The organism is Vaginella massiliensis, from assembly GCF_900089075.1.
In the GTDB taxonomy this organism is placed as follows: Bacteria; Bacteroidota; Bacteroidia; order Flavobacteriales; family Weeksellaceae; genus Weeksella; species Weeksella massiliensis_A.
Genome location: NZ_LT593746.1, coordinates 1,150,090 through 1,175,507 on the forward strand (window position 1 = coordinate 1,150,090; position 25,418 = coordinate 1,175,507).

A 25,418-nucleotide genomic window follows, 5' to 3' on the forward strand; every position below is an offset into this window, starting at 1 on the left:
AACTAAAAGCGATGTCAAAAAATCTCGTTATAGTGGAGTCTCCTGCAAAGGCCAAAACGATTCAAGGATTTCTAGGAAATGATTTTATTGTAGAATCCAGTTTTGGTCATGTGGTAGATTTGCCCAAAAAAGGGATGGGAATAGAAATAGAGAATAAGTATCAACCTGTCTACGAGGTTACACCCGATAAAAAAGAGGTGGTAAAAAAACTCAAAAATTTATCCAAAAAAGCAGATACCGTTTGGTTGGCATCCGATGAGGATCGCGAAGGAGAGGCGATTGCGTGGCATTTGTATAATGTGTTGGATCTCAAAGAGAAAGATACGAAACGAATTGTCTTTAACGAAATTACCAAAAAAGCAATTCAGCACGCCATAGAAAATCCAAGAACAATCGACGAAAATTTGGTAGATGCACAACAAGCAAGGCGTGTGCTCGATCGATTGGTCGGTTTCGAGATGTCACCAGTGCTTTGGCGCAAGATAAAACCTGGTTTGTCTGCTGGTCGAGTGCAGTCGGTTTCGGTACGATTGATTGTAGAGCGCGAAAAAGAAATTCAGCAATTCGAGGCCGTTTCATCTTATAAATTTACGGCTCAATTTATCACGCCTGAAGGCAAAGTCATAAAAGCAAACCTTACAAAAGAGTTCGAAAATCTAGATGAAGCACAACGTTATTTAGAAAGTTGTTTAGGAGCCGATTTCAAGGTGAAAAATTTGCAAAAGAAACCTGCCAAACGCACTCCTTCTGCGCCATTTACAACTTCTACATTGCAACAAGAAGCGTCGAGAAAATTAGGGTTTTCGGTATCGCGCACCATGCGTGTGGCTCAACAATTGTACGAATCTGGGCATATCACTTATATGCGAACCGATAGCGTCAACCTTTCAGACGATGCCATTGCTGCAGCTTCTGCGACAATTCAAAATGTATTCGGAAAAAAATACCTTCAAACCAGAAAATATACCAACAAAAATTCTGCTGCCCAAGAGGCGCACGAAGCCATTCGTCCGACCCATTTCGAAAATCAAACCATTGGAGGAGACGTGTCGATGCAAAAGTTATACGACCTTATTTGGAAACGCACTGTAGCATCGCAAATGGCAAATGCCGAGCTAGAGCGCACTATTATCGATATCGAAACCGATAAAAACAATTTTCTTTACCAAGCCAAAGGAGAAGTTATCGTTTTTGATGGTTTTCTAAAAGTTTACCAAGAAAGTGTCGACGACGATGATGCAGACAACGATTCGGTTTTGTTACCTTCGGTAACTGTAGGGGAGCATTTGGGCGTGAAAACCATCGAAGGTCAAGAGCGTTTTACCAAGCCTGCTGCTCGTTATACCGAAGCCTCGTTGGTCAAGAAACTAGAAGAATTGGGCATTGGTCGACCATCGACTTATGCGCCTACAATTTCTACAATTCTCAATCGTGGTTATGTTGAAGTTGGTGAATTGGAGGGTAAAGCTCGAGATTATAAAGTGTTGACCTTACAAAACGATCGCGTGAACATCGAAACAAAATCAGAAACTTACGGAGCAGATCGTCGAAAATTGATGCCAACCGATATCGGGATTGTGGTGAATGACTTTTTGGTCGATTATTTCGAAAATGTATTGGATTATGATTTTACAGCGCATGTAGAAGAAAGCTTCGATAAAATTGCCGAAGGCAAAGAAGATTGGACCAAAATGATCGATCGTTTCTATAAACAATTTCATTCGACAGTAGAAGATGTGCAAGAAAATGCCGAGCGCGCCACAGGCGAAAGAGAATTAGGGATCGATCCGGCTAGTGGCAAAAAAGTCTATGCACGTATAGGAAGATTCGGTCCGATGATTCAGATTGGTGATGCAGAAGACGAAGAAAAACCTCGTTTTGCCAGTTTACAAAAACATCAATCCATCCATCAAGTTACCTTGGAAGAGGCCTTGAAGCTGTTCGAATTGCCTCGACATTTGGGCGAATACAAAGGCTATGAAATCGAAGTGAATATTGGACGTTTTGGACCTTATGTAAAATTTGATGACAAATTCGTATCCATTCCGAAAGAAGAGGATCCGATGGGTATAACCTTCGCTCGCGCTGTAGAATTGGTAGAAGAAAAACTGAAGGCCGACGCACCAATTGCACAATACGAAGGACACGATGTGACCAAAGGAAGTGGGCGTTTTGGACCTTTTATCAAATGGCAAGAATGGTTCATCAACGTGCCTAAGAAATACGATTTCGATCATCTTTCGGCAGCCGATATTGCTGAGTTGATAGAGGCGAAAAAGCAAAAAGAAAGCGAAAGGGTAGTGCGCGAATGGGCAGAAGAAGGAATACGCATAGAAAAAGCCCGTTGGGGAAGGTTTAATCTGATAAAAGGTAAAACCAAAATAGAATTGTCTAAAGAGACACCCGTAGCCGATTTGAAGCTGGAAGAAGTTCAGAAATTGATTGAAGAAAACACCAAGAAAACAACGAAAAAAACAGCTACAAAAAAGGCTACAACAAAGACAACGACAACCAAAAAAACGAATAATAAATAATGTTCGAAGAGTTTTTGAATCCGGTGAGTGAGGAGTTGCAAAGTTTTGCCTTTTCACAAGATCAATTCAGTGTTGGGCATCATGTCTCGTTTTATTTTGACGAAGAAAACCAAACGTCACCCCTGAAAATTGCCATTCTCGGACTGAAAGAAAAATCGGAAGATTACGATGTCGATTTCAATCTGATTCGTAAAGAATTGTACCAACTCAAGGTAGGCGATTGGACTTCAAAAATTATCGATTTTGGCGATATCGAAGCTGGAGCAACATTCGAAGACAGTTGTTTTGCATTTCAAAAGGTTCATCAAGCCCTGCTCAAGAGAGGGTTCAAAGTGATTGTTTTGGGGCATTTACCAGAATTTACTTATTTTCAGTATCGCTCATTCGATTCGGTGAAAACGAATGTGAATTTGAGTTGTTTCGATTTCAAATTCAGATTTGGTGATGAAAGTGAATTGTTGAATGCCAACAATTTTTTGAGTAAAATCATCAGTCAACCACCGCATAACCTATTCGAATATACGCATTTTGGGCATCAGGCGTATTATGTTGCGCAAGCAGAATTGGATTTGATCGAACATCTGAATTTCGATGTGATTCGGTTGGGCGAATTGATGAAATCGATAAAAAAAGTAGAACCGTTTACACGAGAAACCGATTTGGTCGCCCTCGACTTGGCTTGTATCCAAGCAAGCGATTTTTCTTCTACGCCAACTCCGTTACCAAACGGATTCAATGCTCGAGAAATTTGCGCCATTACCCGTTATATCGGAACAAGTCATACCGTGCAATCCATCTATTTATACCATTATATCGAACGTTACAAAATGGCAGATCATCTTTTGCTAACCCAAATGATCTGGTATTTCATCGACGGGCAAAACCACAAACCGCTCTTGGTCGATTTTGAAGATGAATTGCATTTCGAGAAAATTCACGTGCCAACCGTAGAGCAAGATTTGGTTTTTTATCATAACCTGTATTCTGACCAATGGTGGATCGAAATTAAAAACTTGAACGATCATTCGCCAGAAGGCGTGCACATCGTACCTTGTCACAAAAAAGATTATTCACAAGCCATTCGTGGCGAGGTTCCGAATAGATTTTGGAAATCTTTTAAAAAATTTTATTAAAATATAATAATAGCATAATCTATTCGTTAGTACTATTGCAATAAATATTTTTTTTTGTAAATATTAAATAATTAAATAGTTTTACACTTGTTAAAAAAAACAGAAGTATAATGAGAATATTTTTGGTTACAACCATATTGTTATCGCTTACAGCAACGACTTTCACTTCGTGTGGATGGTTGAAAAACAAAGGAGGAAGAAGCGGTAATAATGATGGTCAAATCGTTTCGAAACCATCTTCAGCTTGGAATCCTGAACGTCCAAAAGGTATGGTTCCGATTCCGGGAGGATCATTTGTTTTAGGACAAACTGATTATGATTTTACATTTGAAAATGATGCTCCAGTGCGAACAGTTTCTGTAACCGGTTTCTTTATGGATGATACCGAAATTACCAATTCAGAATACCAAATATTTGTCAATTACGTAAAAGATTCCATTGCGCGTACTCGTTTGGCAGAAAGAGCAGAACAACTAGGGTACAATTCAGCAAATCCAGGTGCAGGAAATTCGGGAATTGCAGCCTATAGTTTTGTATCGGGGTCTCGTGATGGGCAAGGAACACCGTATGATGAATTTTTACAAATGAACTCTACTGGTCGTTCAGGAAGCGCAACTTCGAACGCAGATGCTAGACGATTGAACTATGATGTTCCGTTGATATGGGAAAAATATCAGTATCCAGATGTTGATTATGCTGAGGTGATGGAAGGATTGTATTATCCGCCAGAAGAACGATTCAATGGAGAACGCCTTATCGATACGCGTAAACTTAACTTTAGTTATGTTTGGGTAGATCAAGAAGCAGCAGCTAAGAAACAAGGTGCTTATCGTATAGACTTCCGTAGAGAAGAGGTGGTAAATGTTTACCCAGATACCACTGTTTGGGTGCGTGACTTCAACTATTCTTACAACGATCCAATGCATCAAAACTATTTTTGGCACGAGGCTTATGCAGCCTATCCGGTAGTAGGTGTAAATTGGAATCAGGCCATGGCGTTTTGTGCCTATCGTACGAAACGACATAATGATTTCTTGAGTAGAAAATCGCGTAGAGGAAAATCGAAAAAAGTAATCGATTATCGTTTACCAACAGAGATCGAATGGGAATATGCGGCAAGAGGTGGTTTGCAAGATGCACCTTACCCATGGGGAGGACCTTATCTTACCGATGATAGAGGATGCTATTTAGCAAACTTTAAACCTAAGCGTGGTGATTATATGGAAATTCTAGAAGGTAACAAAACAGGTTATATGTACACGGCACCGATCAAAACCTTCAAACCCAACGGTTACGGATTGTACGATATGGCAGGTAACGTAGCAGAATGGACTTTGTCACCATACAATCGTGCATTCTATCAGATGTCCTCTACATTAAACCCGAGTATCGGACGTAATGGAGATGATAGAATCGCAGTACGCGGAGGTTCTTGGAAAGATATCGGATACTTACTGATGGTTTCGTCTCGTGATTGGGAACATAAAGATTCAGCTCGTTCTTATATCGGATTCAGAACAATTCAACCATTCCCAGAAGGAGCAAAAATTAATTTCAAAAAACGAAAATAACGAACTTAGGTCTAAAAAATTAAACAATTAATACACTAAACAATTATGGCAGTACAAGCGTCAAAACAAGAAAAACTAACCAATTTTCTATATAACTTTTTCGCCGCAATAGTAATCATTGGGGCACTATGTAAAATTACGCACACCAATCCGCTTGGGATTAGTGCAAACTTAATTTTAACCGTAGGTCTTGTAGCAGAGGCTTTTGTCTTCATGTACTCTGCATTTTTTGACAAGCCAAAAGGTGAATACGAGTGGGAGATCGTATATCCAGAATTGCTATCTGGTGAAGTGGTACAACGCAAAACCGCTACAGTAGCTGCAGCAGGTAATAATTTAACAGCCGAATTAGACAAAGTTTTAGCCGATGCTAAATTAGACAAAGAAGTATTCGAACGTCTACGCAACTCGCTAGACAAGTTTGGATTAGCCGTAAACGAACTCAATACCACCACAACAGCAGTCGCTTCTACACAACAATACAGCACAGAAATTGCAAAAGCGTCTGCAAACATCAGTGCGTTGAATGCAATTTATGAACAACAAATTGAAAACAGTAAAAAACAAGTAGATATTAATCGCCAATTCATCGAAGAGATGCAAAAATCATCAGGTAGCTCGGAACAATTCTTGAAAGAAATGCAAGAGCTTTCTGCTAACATCAACGCGTTGAATAAAGTGTATGGTGGAATGCTGAATGCAATGCGTTTACCAAACCAATAAATACCAAACACTAAGTGATAAAAAGTATTAATTCTACTAATCAATAAAAATGGCAGGAAGAAGACTAACTGGTCGTCAGAAGATGATCAACCTGATGTATCTAGTGTTCATTGCAATGATGGCATTGAACGTGGATCGTGAGGTATTGAGATCTTTTGAGAGTATCAATATAACATTAGAGGAATCAGCAAAATTGACCTCAGAAAATAATGGCACATTCTATCAACAAATAGAAAAGAAAGTTGCCGAAGATCCGTCTTACGCTGAAATCAATGATAAAGCGAAAAACATTCAAACCAAAACCAACGAGTTTGTTACCTATATCGATGGTTTGAAAAGAGAATTGATGGGTACCGACTATGTTTCTGGAGCAGAAGAAACCGACTACAATGCTTTACAAGACACCGAGCCTTTGGTAAGATTATTATTCAAAGGAGGTAAAGGTGATAAAGGAAACGAAAAAGGACAAGAATTGGTAGAGAAAATCAATGAATATAGAAATTTCCTTCTAGGATTCGTTGGAGTAGATGGTACTTCAAAAAATCGTGTCAATTCAATATTCAATACCGAAGCCTCTCGTAATAAGAAAAATTGGTTGACCGAGAAATTCTATGAACAACCAATGGTTGCAGGTCTTACCAATTTAACCAAACTACAAGTAGATGCCCGCACAGAAGAAGGGAATATCGTGCGTGATCTATTGGCAGGAAAACTGCAAGAGAAAATCGAGCTGAATGCCTTCGAAGGCTTGTTCTTATCACCAGGCGTTGTAGAACAAGGTAAAGACGTAGCGTTGAATGTTGTTTTAGGTGCTTATGACAATAGCATCCAAGGAAATGTATCGACATCGGCAGGTTCTGCACCTATCGTAAATGGTAAAGCTACACTGAAGTTGAACACCTCGTCTGTAGGTATTCACAACCTCACTGGTAAGATTACTTACAATACCCCTGCAGGACCAAAAACTGTAGAGATTGTACCTTCTACCTACCAAGTAGTAGCCCAAACCTTAAACGTAAAAGCAGCTGAAATTATCGAGAAAGATCCAACAGGCGGGTCTATCGTTGCAGACAACTTACGTGTGGTTTATCGTGGTGTAGACAACCCAATTTCTGCAACCATCAACGGAGCAAACGGACCAGTAAGTTTATCAGGATCATCGGGTAGCACTTCGGGTGCAGGTGCAAACAAATGGATTCACCGCCCTGGAGGAGGAAACGAAGTGGTGTTTACCGCAACAGCCAAAGCAAGTTCGGGTAAAACACTTACGGTACGAGAAACCTTCCGCATCAAACCTGTTCCGCCAGCACGAGGTAACATCCTAGGGCAAACCTCACAAGCAATCCCTGCAAACGGCTTAGCTTCGCAAACTGTTCGTATCGATTGGCCAGACTTCTTATTCCCAATCTCGGGTGAGGTAACCTCGTTCAACGTAAAAGTTCCAGGACAACCAACCGTAAGAGTCTCTGGAAACAAAATGAGTGGAGCAGCGGGCGCATTGAGCAAAGCTCAGAAAGGAGATGTCGTAGGTGTATTTGATATTAAATACAAAACAAATGGTGGTCAAACAGGAGAAGCATCGAGTGTGACCATTGAAGTAAGATAAAATATAGAATAGAATTATGAAAAATCTTTTGTTTGGATTAATGAGCTTATTTTCTGTGGCAACATTTGCACAAAGCGTGTTGAATGCCAAGAGTCCAGAAGAATTAAGACAACAAAGAGCAAATCAATTTAAGGTTGATGTAGCAGGTGATACGATCAGCACAGCAGAGAAACCATTAGAATATGGTTATACCGAAGATAAAGATGTGATCTGGTCTAAAGTCGTATGGGAAGTGATTGATCTAAACGAAAGATTGAATCAGCCCTACTATCGTCAAACCGATGGATTGGTTCAAGAGTCGGCATCCTTGTACGATGCTTTGGTAGAAGGAATACGCTCTGGTAAAATTACAGAAGTCTACGATGACGAGTTCTTCAAAGAAAAAATGACTTATGAACAAATCATGGCTCGTGCCGAGAAAGTAGACACGCAACAGTTCTATTATGATATGATAGAAGCTGGCGAAACACCCGACGAGGGCGCTATTTTCCGTTTCAATATAGATACGCAAGATATCAAAATGTTGAAGGTAAAAGGGATGTGGTACGTAGACAAACGTATTGGTGAGATGCGTTATCGCTTACTAGGACTTTCGATTATGGGACCAGATGCACAAACTTTGGGAACGGAGTTCAACGATGGGGAATATGTGGATTTGTTTTGGATTTGGTACCCAGGTGCCCGAGACGTATTGGCAAATTACAAAGTCTTCAATCCAAATAATTCATCGTCGAGTATCTCGTACGACGATATGTTGAATGCTAGACGATTCTCTTCGGTAATCTACAAGGCACAAACTGCATATGGTAACCGTCCGATCGAAGATTATATACCAAAAGATGCCAAAGGTCAGCTAGAAGAAAATGATCGAATCAGAGAGAGTATTCTACAATCAGAAGCCGATATGTGGCATTATTAATGAAATAATAAAGTATTCATCTATAAAAAAAATCGTGAACGGTTAGCGTTCACGATTTTTTTATTAGGTAAGGGAGAATAATTGAAATCAATATGGTACCTAATCAATCGGGTGTTCAGCGATATGTTTTTGCTGGACTATATGACTCTAAAACCATGAGTGTTTATAGTACGGGTAAGATCACTATGGGAACCGATAAGTATTATCTTTCTGGTTATCGCCTTTTTGTGAAAGATGGAATAAAAACAATACACCTATACGTTGAAGTTGCATCTGTCAATCAGTCGGCATATCCAATTTTCATGTTCTGTTACATTAAACTTATTGATGGTGAATTTATTAAATTTTGTTTGCTGATACAAGTTTTTGAGAATACAAATAAAAGAAAAAAGTGGTCGAATTCGACCACTTTTAAAATCTCATTATACCACCGTTATTATAAATATTAGATTTTATTTTGGTTTATTTTAACTTTTTTTTACATTTGCCTAATACGTTATGAACCAACTACCTAACCTAACTCAATTAAGATTCTTTCTTGCTTCTTTGGTTATATTATTTCATATGGCTGAATTTTGTAAAAGTAGAGGTTTCCCATATTATGATGGATTGTCTATATTCTTTAAGGGTACAGAAGCCGTATATGTATTTTTTGCTCTAAGTGGATTTTTAATTATCAGAAATCTTATTCAAGAAAAAACAAAAACGAATACTATAAATTTAAAACAATTCTATAGAAATCGAATTTTAAGAATATTTCCTTTATACTATTTAATCCTATTTTTTGGATTTGTTTACTACAATTTTATTATTCAATTATTCGGATACTCAAATGATAGTGATTATAATTTATTAAAAGGCTTGTTTCTTGGAATTACTTTATTCGCAAATATTTTAGCGACATTCAAACCTGGTGGAATTTTAGAAATTTTATGGTCTATAGCTATTGAAGAACAATTTTACTTATTTGTTGCGCCTATATTCTTATTGATCAATAAAAACAATATTTTAAAATTCTTGATTTTATTTACCATTATTTATTTTATAATTTATCATATTCCAGTATTAGAATTATTTCGAAAATATAGCATGTTATTTTATTATTTTTCTGCCGGAGGTGTTTTTTCTTATATTTCATTATTCTCTCGTTTCAAAATAAATAATTATCTAAAAGCTATTATTTTAATTCTTTTTATAACTTTATTAACGACGGATTTTTTTGTAAAAAGCTTAGACACTTTATTCTATCATTTAATATGTACAGTAATTTTTTCAAGTTCTATCTATATTTTATCATTACAGCCATATAAATTTTTAAATAATTCTTTATTAAAACATCTTGGCAAAATATCCTATGGATTATATATGTACCATGCGATCGTATTCCAAGTTTTAGGGTTTGTATTTTTAAAATTCACTCATTTAAATTCGAACTTATTTATTATCCTTTTCTATTCTCTAGTCTTTATTCTAACAATTGTAGTGTCTGCAATTTCTTATAAATATTTTGAAAAACCATTTCTTAAGTTAAAAATCAAATCAATATGAAAAACCTTTACTTCTCTTTTTTTATTTTTTTAGCATTAAATCTTAATGCTCAATATTTTTCAACAACTAGTAGTTCTACTAATTATAATTCTACTATTAATCATGCGGGGCAAATCAACATTGGAAATCGCCCATTGAACAATACCTGGTTCACGGCTACTTTGCAATTAGGTAAAAGTAACAACGAAATGGTAACTATGAATATAGCTAACTCAGTAGGAGCTTTACAATTTTTCTTAGCAGGAAAACAATGGGAGGGATCTGATAAGGCCATGCCTGGAGATGCTGTTTGGAAAATGATGAGTGGCAAAAACATGATTTTCAATTTCAGTGGCCAACCTTCTTCAAGTTCATTATATAATGCAACAAACGTACAAACATATTCATTCAGTGCTGATAATAACTTCAATATTTTAAATGTTTATAACACAGGTAAAATTACCATGGGGACAGAAAAATATGATCTTTCAGGGTATCGCCTTTTTGTTAAAGATGGAATAAAAACAGAACGCTTAAAAGTTGAAGTAGCTTCTGCTAATCAGTGGGCAGATCACGTTTTTAATGACGATTATAATCTAATGCCATTAAATGAGGTTAAAAGTTTTATAAATGCAAATAAACATTTACCTAACATTCCTTCAGCTAAAGATGTTGTTGCCGATGGAGGTATAGAACAGGGCGAGTTGAATGCTAAACTCTTAGAAAAAATTGAAGAGTTAACACTTCATTTGATTCAGCAAAATGAAAAGATAGAATTACTACAAAAAGAATTAGAAATGCTTAAAAAGTAAATTCTATGAAGTTTTTATTTTCTTTTACAGCTCTTTTGCTGACCTTTTCTATGTATGCTCAGAGAGTAATTAATAGCACCCAAACTCCTAATCAAAATGTACACGATCGTCAATCTGTAAATTTCGAAAACGGGGCACAGATAACGGCATCAGGTACATCTACGTATTTTGCTTTTACAGACTCCAATACAGATGGTGTTCCTGATTATGATGTTGAATTGACTTCCAATAAATTGAATTTTGAATATGATGAGGCCGGAAATCAAATAAAGAGATTTTTAACGATTGTTATTGTTTCTCATAGACCAAATGATGCAGGAGAAGAAGATATAGTTTATGATGAAATAGCCTTTCTTAATGAACCTGACGAACTAAACATTATAACATTTGATGTCTTTCCTAATCCAACAACTGGTCCTCTTACAATAAAATGGAATAACACAAATGTTAAGATTACAGACGTTCAAATTTATGATTTAACAGGAAGTCTGATGTCTAATATTTCAAAAAACAATAGAGGGGATTCTAATGTAGAATTGAATATTTCTAACCTTTCAACTGGAATCTATATGTTACGATTTGTCACCTCTGAAAATGAGGTTATCAGCCGAAAAATTATAAAAAAATAATCTATCTAAACCATAGACCTTATTATTATGAGAAAATATTTTATTTTCTTACTTGCTTTTGTTTTGTATTTAAGCAATGTTTCTGCCCAACAAACTTTTCATGATACGACTGGAAATATTGAAGTAGATGGAGGTGGACAATTAAATTTCACACTTCCTATCGCTCTACCTCCAGGTATTAAAAAAGTTGCTCCACAAATTAATTTGGTATACACCAGTAATTCTGCTAATGGAATCGCTGGTTATGGTTGGAATTTATCTGGATTGACCAATATATCAAGAACTGGAAAAAATTTAGAAAAAGACGGAGAATCAAAATCATTTGATTTGTCCTATTCTGATTTTTACCAATTTAATGGACAAAGATTGATTCTAAAATCTGGAGAATATGGTAAAGACGGAGCTCTATATACCACCGAGAATTTTTCAAATGCTTTAATCAAGTCACACGGTACAATAACTGGAAAAAATTGGCAAGGACCAGAATACTTTGAAGTTACTTTCGAAGACGGTTCACAAGCTTGGTATGGTGCCACTGCATCAGGAGAAAGTACTGCTAGAACTCCTGTAGAATATAATATCGTAAAGTGGATTGATGCACAAAGCAATTACATTACCTATACTTACACGCAAAGTAATAATGTTTCTTTAATAAGTAAAATTAGTTGGGGAGGAAATGAATCATTGGGTAAAGCACATTTTAACTCTATTGTGTTTGTTTATGACACTCGTAAACTTCCAGAAACTACAATTTTGAATGGAAATGGACAAGGCATTAAATTAATACAAAATAAAATACTGAGTTCTGTAACAGTAAACGCTGTAAATAAGCAATTTAAAAAATATGCTATAGAATATGGAGAGTATCCATATACAAATTATCAATATATAAAGACGATTAAAGAGTTCAATGCTCAAAATGAAATAGCTAATCCGATCGAATTTTCATATCAAGATTTAGAATCCAAAACATGGAAAACAACCAATATTAAAGATGCTAACCATGACAATAAAAAGGGTGAATTATACGGAGATTTTGATGGAGATGGGGAATTAGATTTAATTATAAATGATAATAAAAACATTTACTTATATAAAAGTGTTTTTAAAACAAGCAATCCTCAGAAAGTTTTAATTGGAAATTTAAGTAATTTAAACACCGTTAATCTAAAATTAGCTACTACAGGATCAATAAAATCTCTAGATAACAATGTAATTCCTAAAACGTCTATTGTTTTGTTAGATCAAGTTCCAGCGAACGGTTACAATAAAAGAGATTTAGATATCTATGTGTACACTTTAGATAATGTTACAAATCAATTAAAATTAGAATTCAAAAAGGTTTTATCTGCATCCCATTATGATATGAGTGGGGAATTTGGAGACCCTACTGTTCCTATTGAGCCAGGAATGGTCAATTTATACACTACATACAATTCCTATTTAGACTCTTTAGGCTCAATTGATGTTGACGGAAACAGTTTATCGGAATTAATGTTGCAAGTAAAAACCATAACTTGTGAAACTCAATACGGTAATACAATTGAAGGTCCTGGAGGTATAGGTATAGGAGGTGTAAATATACAAGGACCTTTATGCACAGATTATAAATCTACATATGTTTTAAATATAAATGAAGATGTCAATCTCAATATTGGTCAAGCATACAATAATTTATTAAATGAATATATAGAAGGTGATTTCGACGGAGATGGAATTACAGATTATTTAAAAATAAACAACAATACTAAAAAAGCTAATCTAGCATTCTTCACTAAGTCAAATAATAATTCCACCAGATATATGACTTCCCAATCATTCAATCCTATAATTGGAAATTTTGATGGAGTCGTTTCTAATGCTGTTGCTGGAGATTTTAATGGGGATGGAAAAACTGATTTATTGATCCCTAAAGAAGATAAAAAATCTGATTGGTATTTGTTTTTATCTAATGGAAAAGGATTTGAACCCGCTGAACTAAAGTCAAATTTAACTTATTTTTCTAAAGAATATGTTGCGACTGATGTTGGGAAACATAATCGTTTTCCTGAAAGTACATGTGTTTTCCATACAGGAACGCACTATGAGTATAAAACATTAGACCTAAACAATGATGGTCGAAGTGAATTAGTAGTTAATAAAATTATAGTTAAAAATCATGAATGGCGAAATCACTACGATCAAGAACATACCCAAGTATTAACTTCAGTATATTCAACGATTGAATCCTCAAACCATTCATTAACATTCAACCTTATTTCACAAAAGTCGCATAATTTTGATAATATGGTTGTACCTTTTAGCATCTCACATATCGAAGGGGAGTTGGTAGTTCTAGGTAAGCCTGATGATTGCGGAAAATATGATTGTGAATCTTTTATTTACATCAAAGTAGGTGGGTATAATGATTTAGCTCCTATGCGTCGCATGAGTAGCATCAAACAAGGAGGTATCATAACAAACGCTGTCTATAAACCTCTAGATGCCAGTAGTGATAGCAATTTCTACAAAGCTGAATCGTTGACTTATCCTTATTTTGAGCCTCAACGCATGCCAGAAAACTATGTTATAGCTCAACTACAACAAGATAATAAAAAGCAAGATTTCTTGTACAGAGGCATGATGGTTCATTTACAAGGAAAAGGTTCACTAGGTTTTAGACAAATGGCTCGTTCTTCTTGGTACACCAATGGATTCGAAAATACAAAAGTCTGGTCAGTTATAGAACGAGATTCTAATATAGAAGGAAATGAGTCAAAAAATTGGGCAATAAAAACCAATAACGATCCAAGTAAAATTTTCACTACAAACTTTACAACATCAAATGCTGATCTAATTTCATATTCTACCACTGACTATTTATTCGAGTATTACAAGGATGGAGTAAAATTAAGTGTTAAACCCACTGCAGCCACACCCAATCTTATCACAGCGATTGTTCCGAAAAAAGTAACCTCTTTAGATAACCTAACTAAGGTAAATACAGTAGAAACATTCGAATACAACCAATATTATTTACCTACTAAATCGGTTACAAACGTAAACAATGGTTATAGCTTAACTACTAAAAACTTCTACTATGCGAATAACCCTAATGGTATAGGTAAAGATTATTACATTGGCAGACCAACAGGACAAGTAATTGAAACTACAGCGTATGGTAATTCTATGAGAAATGGAGAGTTTTATTATTACACAAATAATTTACTCACTAGAATTGAGAAAGAAGATCGAAATGCAGAATATTATATAATAGAAAACTTTGTATACGATGGTTTTGGAAATGTAATTCAAAAAACAATCTCAAATAATGAAGATGGTCTAACTAAAACCACAAAATCAAGTTATGATGCACGTGGAAGATTTGTTATACGAGCAACAGACAATCTAAACATCTCAACTAATTTTACTTTTAATGATTGGGGACAATTGTTAACAGAAACCGATACGTATGGTAACAAAACAACCAATACCTATGACAATTGGGGGAAATTAATTACATCACATCATAATTTAACTGGAACCACAAGTTATAGTTATGAAAAAGATTCTAATGGAAATATTATTGTCACAGAAAATGATCCTATCGGTAATTACAAAAAAACTTTTACTAACAAATACCAACAACAATATAAAGTAGAAACCAAAGGGTTTAACACGAATTCAATTGTTAATAAGGAAGTTCATTACGATGCAATTGGTCGGAAAATAAGAGAAAGTGAACCTTATTATAATGGCGAAACTATTAAATACAACACCATTGTCTATGATGACAGTGTTTACCCCGCAAAAATAACAGCCACATCTTTTACTGGAAAAATAGTATCAACCTCTATTAATGGTTTAGTGACAACCACAAAAGAAGAAAATGGATACAATAGAACCACAACCCAAGAAACTGATGCTTTAGGAAATGTAATAAAAACTACCGACCCAGGAGGAACAATAACGTATAAATACAATGCGGTAGGACAACAAATATCTGCTACGTATGGTAATAATATTGTAACTACTAAATATGATCACTGGGGACGAAAATCAGAATTTCATGATCCGTCAAATGGTTTGTATAAATATACCTATAATGGTCTAGGTGATGTCATAAAATTAGAAAGTCCCAAAGGAATTAAGACCTTTACTTATAATACCAAAGGACAATTAACCAATCAAAAGGAAGTCGCTAACGATAGTAGCACCAACAAAAACATCAATTTCACCTACAATACCAAAGGTGCATTGACCCGTAAAACAGGTACTATAAAAAATGCTAAAGGTACAAATGAAACCTATACCACCAACCTTACGTATGACACCAACGGGCGATTAGCTTCATCAACACAATTACATAACAGCAGGCAATTTATAGATAAAGGATTTGTCTTTGATGAATTTGGTCGTGTGACGAGTTATAGAAAAGAACTTGTTTCTGGTTCAACAATAACAGCTGTTGATATCGAAAACGTATATCATGCGTGGAGCGGTGCTTTGTATCAAATAAAAGATAAAAACACAGGGCGTATTTTGTGGCAGTTAAACGAAGTTCTTGCTGGAGGACAAGTGACCAAAGCAAAACTCGGACACACTTCTATCACCAATCTTTACGATGCTAATAATTTTCTGAGTTCTACTAAACATTTATCAAGTGGATTGAATATGGGAGGTAACACGGTAATTGACATCAACTATCAGTTCAATGCTATCAAAAATGAATTGAATTGGAGAAAAAGAGCAGGTGATTTTAATATAGAGGAATCGTTTGTGTATGATGATAATAATCGACTGACCAATTGGACCAACCCTACCAATGGTCTAATGCATTTCAACGCTTACGATGAAAAAGGACGAATCATCGAAAACAACCAATTGGGTAAAATAGCGTATCCATCAAGTGGTAAAATCTACCAACCTACCGAAGTGGAGTTGAACAACGAGGGTAACAACTATTATAACCGTGAACTAATCCAACAAATCAGCTACAACGAAAACAACGATCCCGTGTATATAGACGGTGTATTGGGTGATGCTGTATTCTCTTACGGTTTGAGCAATATGCGTCAAAAAGTTACCTATGGTGGTAACTTTACCCAAGCGACAGATGGTAATTTTACCAAGTTGTACGACGAAACAGGAAGTTTCGAAGTAGTTATTGACCACCAAACGGGACAAGAAAAACACATCATTTACATAGGCGGTTCTCCTTATGAGTCAAACATTCTCTATGTGAAAAATTTCACCCAAACCGCTGGTGAATACCATTTCTTACACAAAGATTATTTGGGCAGTATTTTGGCAATTACCAACCAAAACGGTACCAAGACAGAACAACGCCACTATGATGCATGGGGTAATTTTACCCACCTCAAATTGGGTAACAATGCAACTGTGACAGATCCTAATGCCATGATGCAATTGGCAGACCAGCTATTGATCGACCGAGGATATACCAGTCACGAACATTTCTTAGAATTGGGCATCATTCACATGAATGGTCGCTTGTACGACCCTATTCTTAGAAGATTCCTCAATGCAGACGAAAATATACAAGACCCAACCAATACCCAGAATTACAACAAATACGGGTATGTATTCAATAATCCATTATTATTCAATGATCCAAGCGGAGAGTTTGCATTTTTAATACCAATGATAGGTATATTTGCTGCAAAGCTGGTTGGGGCGGCTGTGATTGGAGCAGCTATTGGCCTTGCAGCTTATAGTATAGGTGTTGCAATCAATGGAGGTAAATGGCAGTTAAAGGCTGCTCTAAAGTCCACTATGTGGGGTGCAATATCCGGGGCGGTAACGTTTGGTATAGGCAGTGTATTCTCCAGTGCAGGAACTGGTGCGTTTACTGCAATTGGAGATGCTCTTAATAATGCAGGTGTTTTAGGCTTGGTAAAAGCCGGTACGCATGCCGTAGCACAAGGCGTGATGTCTTTGGCACAAGGAGGTAATTTTTCTCAAGCTTTTATTTCTGGTGCTTTAGGTAGTTTGGGTGCAGCTGCTTGGACCAGTACCATGAATGCAGCCAACTTATCTCAATTTGCACAGAGTACCGTTGGTATGGTGAGCTTTGGTGCCATTAGCGGTGGTGTAGGTTCTGCCTTATCGGGTGGTAATTTCTTTGAGGGTGCGCTTATTGGCGGTGTCGTCGCGGGGCTAAATCATGCGTTGCATAAAGAGATTTATAAAAAACAACTTAAAAATTTAGAAGCAAAAATAGATAGAGACATTATTGATGCTGAGTTGAATCCAAATTTAGAAGCCGAAAAATCAGATCAATTTGTAAAAACATTAACCTCTAAAGTAGAGGTTTTGAATGAATTACTTAAATCTGTAAAAAAAAAATGGAATGTAAAATTCGGATCTTTTGATAATAACACAAAAAGAGGAGACTTATTAATTCTTAGAGGGAGTGGTGATAAACTATCTTTTAATCTAGGTATGGGTATCGGTAATGGTTATGTATTCCCTGGTACAATTATATTATCTGACCCTGCCTTTTCCACAATTAGAGAACTTGCTTTAACTATTGGAAGTGGTTTGATTTATCATAAGGATATTTCTGTAAATTACGGACAAATTGTTTCAAGATTAAAAAGAATAGAACAAAATAATAAAGCATTAAATTGGTACAATGAATGGGGCTATTAAATATTTTTTAACTTTAGGCATTTTTAATGCCTTAATTTCTTGTTCAACTTATAACAAAAAGTTGAACAAGAATCAATTATCAATTAATATTCTGAATGAATATTTGAATTATAATCCCAATTTTTTTGAATCTTATGATCAAATTGTACAGTACGAAATTATTAATCATTCCAATGAAACAATCGTTTTATATATAGATGATTCTTATTTCAATGTTACAAACTATGATCAATATCTTAACGGTTCAGAACATATAAAAGTATATCGTAATTTGTCTTTAGGTCTAATATTCTATACAGAAAAAGAGGAGAATATAGAGGTGATTCCTATCCCAGAAATAAGAAAAAGGAAAGATTGTTGGAGTTTAACAGACGACAAAGCTAAATTTTTAGTTCTCAATCCATTCAGCAAAATACAACTGGCAACCAGAATCAGTTTACCCATTTACCATGTTGATTGCATGTTTGTGCAAAGAGAAGGTGAATTTGAAAATATAAATAACTATATAAAGCTCTATGACGTAAACTCTACAAATGTTGGGATAATCTTCAATAATATAAGTTTTGATAATACTTCTATTCAAAAGGAACTAAACGAATTCAAAAGAAAAGGATTCAAAATTTTCAGAGGTGAAATAAAATCTAATTTTATACCAATTAAATTAACTCCTGTATTAAACAAAAGAGACTCAATAGACCCAAATAAAATTCAACTTTTTGAAAACTAGGGGTTAAAAAGTTATATAAAAGGTTTTTTAGGAGGAGAATCATTTCCTGGAGGAACTAGATCTTGGGGGAAGGAAAGAGTATGGATTACACCTGATTCTAATACAATTATATATGGGAGATCTGGTTTTACTATTCATGGAGGCGATGTTTATGGTTCAGCAGGGTGTATTGATTTAGGACCTAAAAGTAGCGTATTTTTCAAAGCCTTAAGAAGTTTTAAATTTCAAGAAATTATACCATTAACAGTAAAATATTAAACAATGAAACTTATATTGAGTGCAATTATTTTTTGTTTATCGATTATTTTTCTCTTTCTTTTTTATGAAGATGTTTTTAATTTTCAATATATAAGAGAATCATATTTGGCTGTACAATCACAAAGTAATTTTTTTACTCAAAGTTATAGATTATTTTATGGACTAAATGTTACAGTATTCTTGTTATCTTTCTTTTGCTCGTTATCATTTATTTTATTCATATGTACCTCTAAAAAATATTTTATCGTGGTATGATTTATAGTTTTGCTTTTATAGTTTTGATATTCTTAATACGTAATATTAACTTTTAATCTAATATTATATGAGTTCAACATAAAAAAACAATATTAATCTTTTAATAATCACAAAGATTTGTGGTTTAGAATGTGGCGAAACATATTTTTATTTCTTTAGAAAAGAGCAAAATAATCTTTGGAAACTTTTAAGAAAAGAAAGAAAGTGTAATCAAATATTAGAGAATGAGAATTATTAATAATTGGATTCCATTAGCGGTGGCGTAGGTTCTGCCTTATCGGGTGGTAATTTCTTTGAGGGTGCGCTTATTGGCGGTGTCGTCGCAGGACTCAATGATGCGATGCATAAACATTTGAATGGAGGTGATCCTCCAAGAAAAAGAAGAAAAATTCTTAGTAATAGTAGCGACGCTGTAGATCATTATTATAATGGTAATGGTGAGGATGCGGAGATTGGGATGGGAGCAAAAAGGAAATTAATATCAAACTCTGAAACTAAAAGAGTTATAAATAGATTGATTAGTGGAGAAGCTAACAGTTTATCTAATACCTTTGATGTTGATTTAACTAATAGTTATGAAGGTTTCCATATCGGTGATACTAACGTTGATTATTCAACTAGCTGTACTATTAGTAAATGTACTACATCTTTCAAAGCTTTTGTTAGAGATGGTTTTTGGGATCCTCTTGATATTGGTATTGAAATCGGAGGAAAACCTTATAATTATGTTCCTTGGGAATTCAAAATTTCATATAAAAATCCAGGATATCCTAAAGGTAATAATATAAAAACAAAATAAATGAGAACAAGATTTTTAATCACTTTAATATTTGGTTTAGCATTTCTATTAATAGATACTCAAACGTATTATTATGGTATTGGTAAAGGCTTTTTAGCTACTAAAATTTCACCAACACTTAAAATTAAGTTTGGAGGTTCTGACTTAGGTAATACCGGACCAATAATTGAAGAAAATGACGTGTCTGGGGTTTATTTAATTGCAAAAGGATCTGATATTTCAACAAAACCGAATAATGATTTTATCGTGTCAAAATTTAAATCTTACTATTTCAAAGAAAACCAACTAATTGCAGAAGTAGTCAATGAATCAAATATTACTAAATATATAAGTATTGTACCAATACAATCAAATAATGAGTATCCTAACTATACTATTGAAGAAGTTTTACTCAGAGATTTTAAAACAACTGATTATAAGTATGTTAACTTAGATTATTCTATTCAATATTTCAAAAAATTAAAATCATTAAGATATGTAATAGTTATTTGTTTTATATTAACTATTGCAAATATTATTTACTATTGGTATGTCAATAGAAATTAGCATATCAAGTGCATTAGGTAGCTTAGGCACAGCTGCTTTTGGTGGTGTTATGGAATCAGTAAATCTTGCCCACTTTGCTGAAAGTACTGCAGGAATGGTTACCTTTGGAGCATTAAGTGGTGGTGTAGGTTCTGCTCTCTCTGGTGGTAATTTCTTCGAGGGCGCGCTTATTGGTGGTGTAGTCGCAGGACTCAATGATGCGATGCATAAACATCTTAATGGAGGTGATGGTAGGAGAAAAGTTAGAGTAACGAAAAGACAAAATGGAAATTCACTTAATCCAAAAGGCAGTTATGTTGAAACATGGAATAATAAAAATGTTAAAAGAGGAGTTGAAGTTTCTGGATTTAGCTCAGAAGTTACCACGTATTATGAAGTAAACAATGATAATAAGACGGCTAATGTAGAGGTCACCATCTCTGGCCGTGTGATTAATAAAACGAATCCTAAAGGATATCTCAATTATAACATAAGCGGGGAAAATTATTCAGTTGGAGAGATTCTGATTACACCTATTGGAAATGTAAATAACCCCCGATTTGACTTTCAAACAATAACTTCCTCTTATGACTTACCTGTTGTGTCCACATTGCGTTTTAATAATGTGCCTTTAGATTCTATCTTAACTATTAATATTGGATTGGATACAGGTACTATTTTAGGAAATAGTGTAATATCAAATAGTTATAAATTTTATATACGATGAAATTAATTAAAATTTTATTTATAATTTCAGTTCTACTTTTAGTTAGTAATTGTAAAAAATCAAAATACAAATCAGATGAATTGCATTTCTATAATTATATGATTGCAACTTCTCATGTAAAGAATGTAATGATCAATGGGGAGTATATCAATCCGTATGATTCAGCATTATTCTATTTGAATAAAATGGAAAAATCTCATCCTGACCAAGTGATACATGATGTTTATAAGCTAAAGCTTTTTATTTTGTCGGGACAATATAAATTGGCTTATGAAATGGAGAATAATACTGAGTCCTTCAGTATAAATTTTTTAAAAGGAATTGCTTATGCAAGAGATCAACAACTCGCAAAATCCAATCAATATTTCAGAAGCGCATTAGAAATTGCTAAATCAAAAAAAGATGAGATACAAACAATATTGGTTCAGTATTATATTGATAATGATATAGAAAGGTATAGGAAAAGCATGGTAAAATATGACAAGTCATTGTCTTCTTTCACCAGCAAATCAGATTTGACAGAGAATTTACTCATTGACTTTAATCATTATTTATATCAATGATAATCTTTCCACTATAGTCTTTAATCATTGGTAAAAGCCGGTACGCATGCCGTAGCACAAGGCGTGATGTCTTTGGCACAAGGAGGTAATTTTTCTCAAGCATTTATATCTGGTGCATTGGGTAGCTTAGGTGCTGCGGCTTTTGGTGGTGTTATGAAATCTGTAAATCTTAGTCAATTTGCTGAAAGTACTGCAGGAATGGTTACCTTTGGAGCATTAAGTGGTGGTGTAGGTTCTGCTCTCTCTGGTGGTAATTTCTTCGAGGGTGTGGTGATTGGAGGTATGGTCGCAGGGCTTAATGATGCAATGCATAAGGTTGATTTTAATCCTAAACCAAAGAAAACTGCATACGAAAAATTGAAGTCAGTATTAGATGGATTGGGTGTAAACAATGCTACAAAAGGAGCAATTCTATCCTTAGTTAAAAATCCAGATGATTTAGGTAAGATAGGATTAAAGTTTAAGAAAATTATTGGTGTTGCGGGTAAATCATTAGGGGCTGCATCAGTTGGATTGGCTATAAATGATTATATCCAAAATCCTACAACAGCAGGCTTGGTTAAGGTTATATCAACAATTAGTGTGTTAGGTACTACTACAGTTGTTTCAGGCGGAGTTGCAACGTCTGTTGCCGGTTGGGTGTTATCAATTAGTGACGCGAGTGGAGCTTCAGACTTCATTTATGGTAAAATTGGAAAATTTATAGATACTAATTTTTACAATGGTAAATCGTTAGGGAACGAAGTTTATAAAAATATAAGTAATTTTTTAACGCCGCCATCTCCGATAAATAATTTTGTAAAATGAAAAAGTTAATATTATTCTTGCCATACACCATTTATCAATTTTTGAAAAAGTATAGTAAAACAGAATATGTTGCATATACTAATAGTTTGATGTGGTTTATAATTTTGATTTTGATATATTTAGAATTTTTATTTCCTCAGTTTTTACATTTTGTATTAGTCAAACCCATTGAAAATATTTTAATGCATTTTAGATTCTTAAATAATCTTCGTTTAGCGAAATATATTGGATATTTTTTATTTGCTATCTCAATATTTGTTTTTTTAAAAAAAACCACATTAGATAACTTAAGATATAATGAGTTTCAAATTAGAGTCATTTATATTTTATCAACAATTATAATATGGTTACCACCAATATTATTAATTATTTCGCTTGTTAAAGCTTTTTAATTTGGTTGTGGACATGTCGGTTTGTCATAATTATGGGATTTAGGGATAAAATAAGGAACCGATATCTCAATTGATAATTCTAAAATAGATTGGACAGGATTGGAAATACCAGAAGGATATAAAAATGGAGATATATTTTCTATAACCTCTGTTGATGCTTTTTGGGATTTCCGCCGAACGGTATTGTGCAATGATATTCAAATTCTTCCAGATATAGTTATAAATATTTTTCGTCCAAAAAATCTCTTGAGAAACGCAATAATAATGATGGGTTCGAGCTTCGTCTTTTAATGCCAATGATCCAACTTTCAATTCGAACTTGCAGTTAAGCTTTATTAAATTGATTTGATGAGTGTATAAAAAAAATCCTCATTCACCGAATGAGGATTCTTTTGTCTGTTGAGTTATCGACGTATTGTAGCGATGATAAATTCAGCATCGAATCGAGCGAAAAGACTTATTCTCAACTCGAGTTAAAGCTTGATGGCTGCATCCAAAGCCAATTCCATCATGCGATGCAAAGCTTTTTCGCGTTCTTCAGCAGAAATAAATTCGCCTGTAGGGATGATATCCGACACGGTAAGAATAGTTGCGGCTTTTTTGCCTAAATGTTGCGCATTCGCAAACAACGCAAAAGCTTCCATTTCTACTGCCGTACAACCATATTTTGTAGCAACGGCAGGTACATCTTCACTTTTTCTGTAGAAAATATCGCTGGTATGAACGTTGTGATTCTTGACGACAATGCCGAGTTCCTTAGCTGTTTCGTTGATAATATCGTAGGCATTACCCTGATGTTTCATCAAATCACCTGGGATTTCCCAAGCATATTGCGCATAGGTGCTTTCGCTGGCAGCGTTGTCTACATTGATGATATCGAATATTTTGAGATCTTTTGAATAGCCACCACATGTACCGATGCGGATGATGGTTTCTACCCCGTACTCGGTATACAATTCGTACGAATAAATCCCGATGCTCGGACAACCCATACCCGAAGCGCCAATTGTAATTTCTTTGCCTTTATAGGTTCCGGTATAGTACAGGACGTTTCGCGTTTTGCTTACCAATTTTGGATTTTCTAGATAATTTTCTGCAATAAATTGTGCTCGTAGCGGATCGCCTGGTAACAAGACTACCTTTGCAATTTCTCCTTTTGTCGCACTGATGTGTACACTCATAATATTGATATTATATTTTTATAACGTTATTCGTCAGGTAAATTTAAGCATAAAAAAATAGAACCAAATTGCTTCGGTTCTATCTTTTATGAAGATTTTATGAAAATAATTAGTCGATGAGTGATTTTACTTTTTCGATTACTGCATTAGAATCTATTTCATATTTTTTCATCAGTTCGGCAGGTGTTCCACTTTCGCCAAATGTATCATTTACCGCTACAAAGGCTTGTTTGGTTGGATGCTTTCTTGCCAAAAGTCCAGCTACAGACTCGCCCAAACCTCCCAAATAGTTGTGTTCTTCACAGGTAACGATTTTGCCTGTTTTCTTTACCGAATTGAGTATGATTTCTTCATCCAACGGTTTGATGGTGTGGATGTTGATCAATTCGCAAGAAATACCTTCTTTTTCTAACGAATCGATGGCAACCATGGCTTCCCAAACCAAATGTCCGGTTGCTACAATGGTAACGTCTTTTCCTTCGTGCATCAAAATACCTTTTCCAATCTCGAATTTTTGATCTGCTGGCGTGAATACTGGCACGGCTGGTCTTCCGAAACGCAGATAAACAGGACCTTCGTATTCTGCAATGGCAAGGGTTGCGGCTTTGGTTTGGTTGTAATCACACGGGTTGATAACGACCATGCCCGGCAACATTTTCATCAAACCGATATCTTCTAATGTCTGATGCGTAGCGCCGTCTTCGCCCAAGGTGAGTCCGGCGTGCGAAGCGCAAATTTTCACATTCTTGTTCGAATACGCTATCGATTGGCGAATTTGATCGTAAACTCTTGCTGTAGAAAATTCTGCAAAGGTACCGGTAAATGGAATTTTCCCTCCGATGGTAAGCCCTGCTGCAATTCCCATCATGTTGGCTTCTGCAATTCCAATTTGGAAAAATCTTTCTGGATTTTCTTTGATGAATTGATCCATTTTCAACGAGCCTACCAAATCGGCACAAAGCGCTACAACGTTAGGGTTTTTGCGACCAAGCTCGGTGAGTCCGTCTCCGAATCCGCTTCGGGTATCTTTCTTTTCAGAATACGCTAAGTTTATCATTTTATGTGTTTGTTTTTTT

Annotated in this window: 19 protein-coding genes; 17 read left to right on the plus strand and 2 right to left on the minus strand. The window is 35.0% G+C overall.

Features of this window, described 5'->3' with window-relative positions; genetic code table 11:
* Positions 1-11: 11 nt before the first annotated feature.
* The 17 genes from topA to BN8061_RS06825 all read left to right on the plus strand — a co-directional run bounded on the left by topA (position 12) and on the right by BN8061_RS06825 (position 23,161).
* On the plus strand, positions 12-2,534 hold the full coding sequence (topA, locus tag BN8061_RS06740; RefSeq protein ID WP_068597613.1) for a type I DNA topoisomerase: 2,523 nt from the start codon (positions 12-14) through the stop codon (positions 2,532-2,534).
* A complete protein-coding gene (locus BN8061_RS06745) occupies positions 2,534-3,667 on the plus strand; it encodes an arginase family protein (RefSeq protein WP_068597615.1) in 1,134 nt (377 codons plus the stop codon). The genes topA and BN8061_RS06745 overlap by 1 nt, the downstream gene beginning before the upstream one ends.
* 110 nt (positions 3,668-3,777) lie before the next feature.
* Positions 3,778-5,238, plus strand: coding sequence for a T9SS ring complex lipoprotein PorK/GldK (gene porK, locus BN8061_RS06750; RefSeq protein ID WP_068597616.1), 1,461 nt, complete (start codon positions 3,778-3,780; stop codon positions 5,236-5,238).
* Positions 5,239-5,283: 45 nt separating this feature from the next.
* Positions 5,284-5,961: a type IX secretion system motor protein PorL/GldL gene (gene porL, locus BN8061_RS06755; protein ID WP_068597619.1), complete on the plus strand. Its 678-nt coding sequence runs from the start codon at positions 5,284-5,286 to the stop codon at positions 5,959-5,961.
* 49 nt (positions 5,962-6,010) lie between these two features.
* Entirely contained in the window at positions 6,011-7,567 is a 1,557-nt protein-coding gene (gene porM, locus BN8061_RS06760) for a type IX secretion system motor protein PorM/GldM (protein WP_068597621.1), read from the plus strand.
* Between the two features lie 40 nt (positions 7,568-7,607).
* Positions 7,608-8,486, plus strand: coding sequence for a type IX secretion system ring subunit PorN/GldN (porN, locus tag BN8061_RS06765; protein ID WP_235802696.1), 879 nt, complete (start codon positions 7,608-7,610; stop codon positions 8,484-8,486).
* A gap of 498 nt (positions 8,487-8,984) precedes the next feature.
* Entirely contained in the window at positions 8,985-10,034 is a 1,050-nt protein-coding gene (locus BN8061_RS06775) for an acyltransferase family protein (protein ID WP_068597626.1), read from the plus strand.
* On the plus strand, positions 10,031-10,825 hold the full coding sequence (locus BN8061_RS06780; protein ID WP_068597628.1) for a hypothetical protein: 795 nt from the start codon (positions 10,031-10,033) through the stop codon (positions 10,823-10,825). Before BN8061_RS06775 ends, BN8061_RS06780 begins: the two co-directional genes overlap by 4 nt.
* A 5-nt stretch (positions 10,826-10,830) precedes the next feature.
* Positions 10,831-11,454 carry a T9SS type A sorting domain-containing protein gene (locus BN8061_RS06785; protein ID WP_083299071.1) on the plus strand — a complete coding sequence of 208 codons (624 nt, stop codon included), beginning with the start codon at positions 10,831-10,833 and terminating at the stop codon, positions 11,452-11,454.
* A gap of 27 nt (positions 11,455-11,481) precedes the next feature.
* Positions 11,482-18,108, plus strand: coding sequence for an RHS repeat-associated core domain-containing protein (locus BN8061_RS06790; RefSeq protein WP_068597632.1), 6,627 nt, complete (start codon positions 11,482-11,484; stop codon positions 18,106-18,108).
* Positions 18,092-18,835, plus strand: a complete 744-nt coding sequence (locus tag BN8061_RS06795; protein ID WP_068597634.1) for a hypothetical protein — start codon at positions 18,092-18,094, stop codon at positions 18,833-18,835. Before BN8061_RS06790 ends, BN8061_RS06795 begins: the two co-directional genes overlap by 17 nt.
* Before the next feature lie 754 nt (positions 18,836-19,589).
* Positions 19,590-20,147, plus strand: coding sequence for a hypothetical protein (locus BN8061_RS06800; RefSeq protein ID WP_068597635.1), 558 nt, complete (start codon positions 19,590-19,592; stop codon positions 20,145-20,147).
* The gene (locus tag BN8061_RS06805) at positions 20,148-20,693 is read left to right on the plus strand and encodes a hypothetical protein (RefSeq protein WP_068597637.1); all 546 of its coding nucleotides are present in this window, start codon (positions 20,148-20,150) and stop codon (positions 20,691-20,693) included. It abuts the gene before it with no gap.
* Positions 20,677-21,399, plus strand: coding sequence for a hypothetical protein (locus BN8061_RS06810; protein ID WP_154662277.1), 723 nt, complete (start codon positions 20,677-20,679; stop codon positions 21,397-21,399). The genes BN8061_RS06805 and BN8061_RS06810 overlap by 17 nt, the downstream gene beginning before the upstream one ends.
* Positions 21,396-21,962 carry a hypothetical protein gene (locus BN8061_RS06815; RefSeq protein WP_068597642.1) on the plus strand — a complete coding sequence of 189 codons (567 nt, stop codon included), beginning with the start codon at positions 21,396-21,398 and terminating at the stop codon, positions 21,960-21,962. Before BN8061_RS06810 ends, BN8061_RS06815 begins: the two co-directional genes overlap by 4 nt.
* 27 nt (positions 21,963-21,989) lie before the next feature.
* The gene (locus tag BN8061_RS06820; RefSeq protein WP_068597644.1) at positions 21,990-22,769 is read left to right on the plus strand and encodes a hypothetical protein; all 780 of its coding nucleotides are present in this window, start codon (positions 21,990-21,992) and stop codon (positions 22,767-22,769) included.
* Complete coding sequence (locus tag BN8061_RS06825; protein ID WP_068597646.1) at positions 22,766-23,161, plus strand: hypothetical protein; 396 nt, start codon at positions 22,766-22,768, stop codon at positions 23,159-23,161. The genes BN8061_RS06820 and BN8061_RS06825 overlap by 4 nt, the downstream gene beginning before the upstream one ends.
* Before the next feature lie 473 nt (positions 23,162-23,634).
* Here BN8061_RS06825 and deoD read toward each other — a convergent pair whose 3' ends face one another.
* Both deoD and BN8061_RS06835 read right to left on the minus strand, forming a co-directional pair.
* Entirely contained in the window at positions 23,635-24,342 is a 708-nt protein-coding gene (gene deoD, locus BN8061_RS06830; RefSeq protein ID WP_068597648.1) for a purine-nucleoside phosphorylase, read from the minus strand.
* A gap of 109 nt (positions 24,343-24,451) precedes the next feature.
* A complete protein-coding gene (locus BN8061_RS06835) occupies positions 24,452-25,399 on the minus strand; it encodes a transketolase family protein (RefSeq protein ID WP_068597650.1) in 948 nt (315 codons plus the stop codon).
* Between the last annotated feature and the right edge of the window lie 19 nt (positions 25,400-25,418).

Bases quoted from the DNA above. Each gene is read 5' to 3' on its own strand.
- BN8061_RS06825 (WP_068597646.1), top strand. From the start codon at position 22,766: ATGAAAAAGTTAATATTATTCTTGCCATACACCATTTATCAATTTTTG.
- BN8061_RS06805 (WP_068597637.1), top strand. From the start codon at position 20,148: ATGAGAACAAGATTTTTAATCACTTTAATATTTGGTTTAGCATTTCTA.
- porM (WP_068597621.1), top strand. From the start codon at position 6,011: ATGGCAGGAAGAAGACTAACTGGTCGTCAGAAGATGATCAACCTGATG.
- deoD (WP_068597648.1), bottom strand. From the start codon at position 24,342: ATGAGTGTACACATCAGTGCGACAAAAGGAGAAATTGCAAAGGTAGTC.
- BN8061_RS06795 (WP_068597634.1), top strand. From the start codon at position 18,092: ATGAATGGGGCTATTAAATATTTTTTAACTTTAGGCATTTTTAATGCC.
- BN8061_RS06790 (WP_068597632.1), top strand. From the start codon at position 11,482: ATGAGAAAATATTTTATTTTCTTACTTGCTTTTGTTTTGTATTTAAGC.
- BN8061_RS06785 (WP_083299071.1), top strand. From the start codon at position 10,831: ATGAAGTTTTTATTTTCTTTTACAGCTCTTTTGCTGACCTTTTCTATG.
- BN8061_RS06745 (WP_068597615.1), top strand. From the start codon at position 2,534: ATGTTCGAAGAGTTTTTGAATCCGGTGAGTGAGGAGTTGCAAAGTTTT.
- BN8061_RS06815 (WP_068597642.1), top strand. From the start codon at position 21,396: ATGAAATTAATTAAAATTTTATTTATAATTTCAGTTCTACTTTTAGTT.
- BN8061_RS06810 (WP_154662277.1), top strand. From the start codon at position 20,677: ATGTCAATAGAAATTAGCATATCAAGTGCATTAGGTAGCTTAGGCACA.
- porN (WP_235802696.1), top strand. From the start codon at position 7,608: ATGAGCTTATTTTCTGTGGCAACATTTGCACAAAGCGTGTTGAATGCC.
- porL (WP_068597619.1), top strand. From the start codon at position 5,284: ATGGCAGTACAAGCGTCAAAACAAGAAAAACTAACCAATTTTCTATAT.
- porK (WP_068597616.1), top strand. From the start codon at position 3,778: ATGAGAATATTTTTGGTTACAACCATATTGTTATCGCTTACAGCAACG.
- BN8061_RS06780 (WP_068597628.1), top strand. From the start codon at position 10,031: ATGAAAAACCTTTACTTCTCTTTTTTTATTTTTTTAGCATTAAATCTT.
- topA (WP_068597613.1), top strand. From the start codon at position 12: ATGTCAAAAAATCTCGTTATAGTGGAGTCTCCTGCAAAGGCCAAAACG.
- BN8061_RS06835 (WP_068597650.1), bottom strand. From the start codon at position 25,399: ATGATAAACTTAGCGTATTCTGAAAAGAAAGATACCCGAAGCGGATTC.
- BN8061_RS06775 (WP_068597626.1), top strand. From the start codon at position 8,985: ATGAACCAACTACCTAACCTAACTCAATTAAGATTCTTTCTTGCTTCT.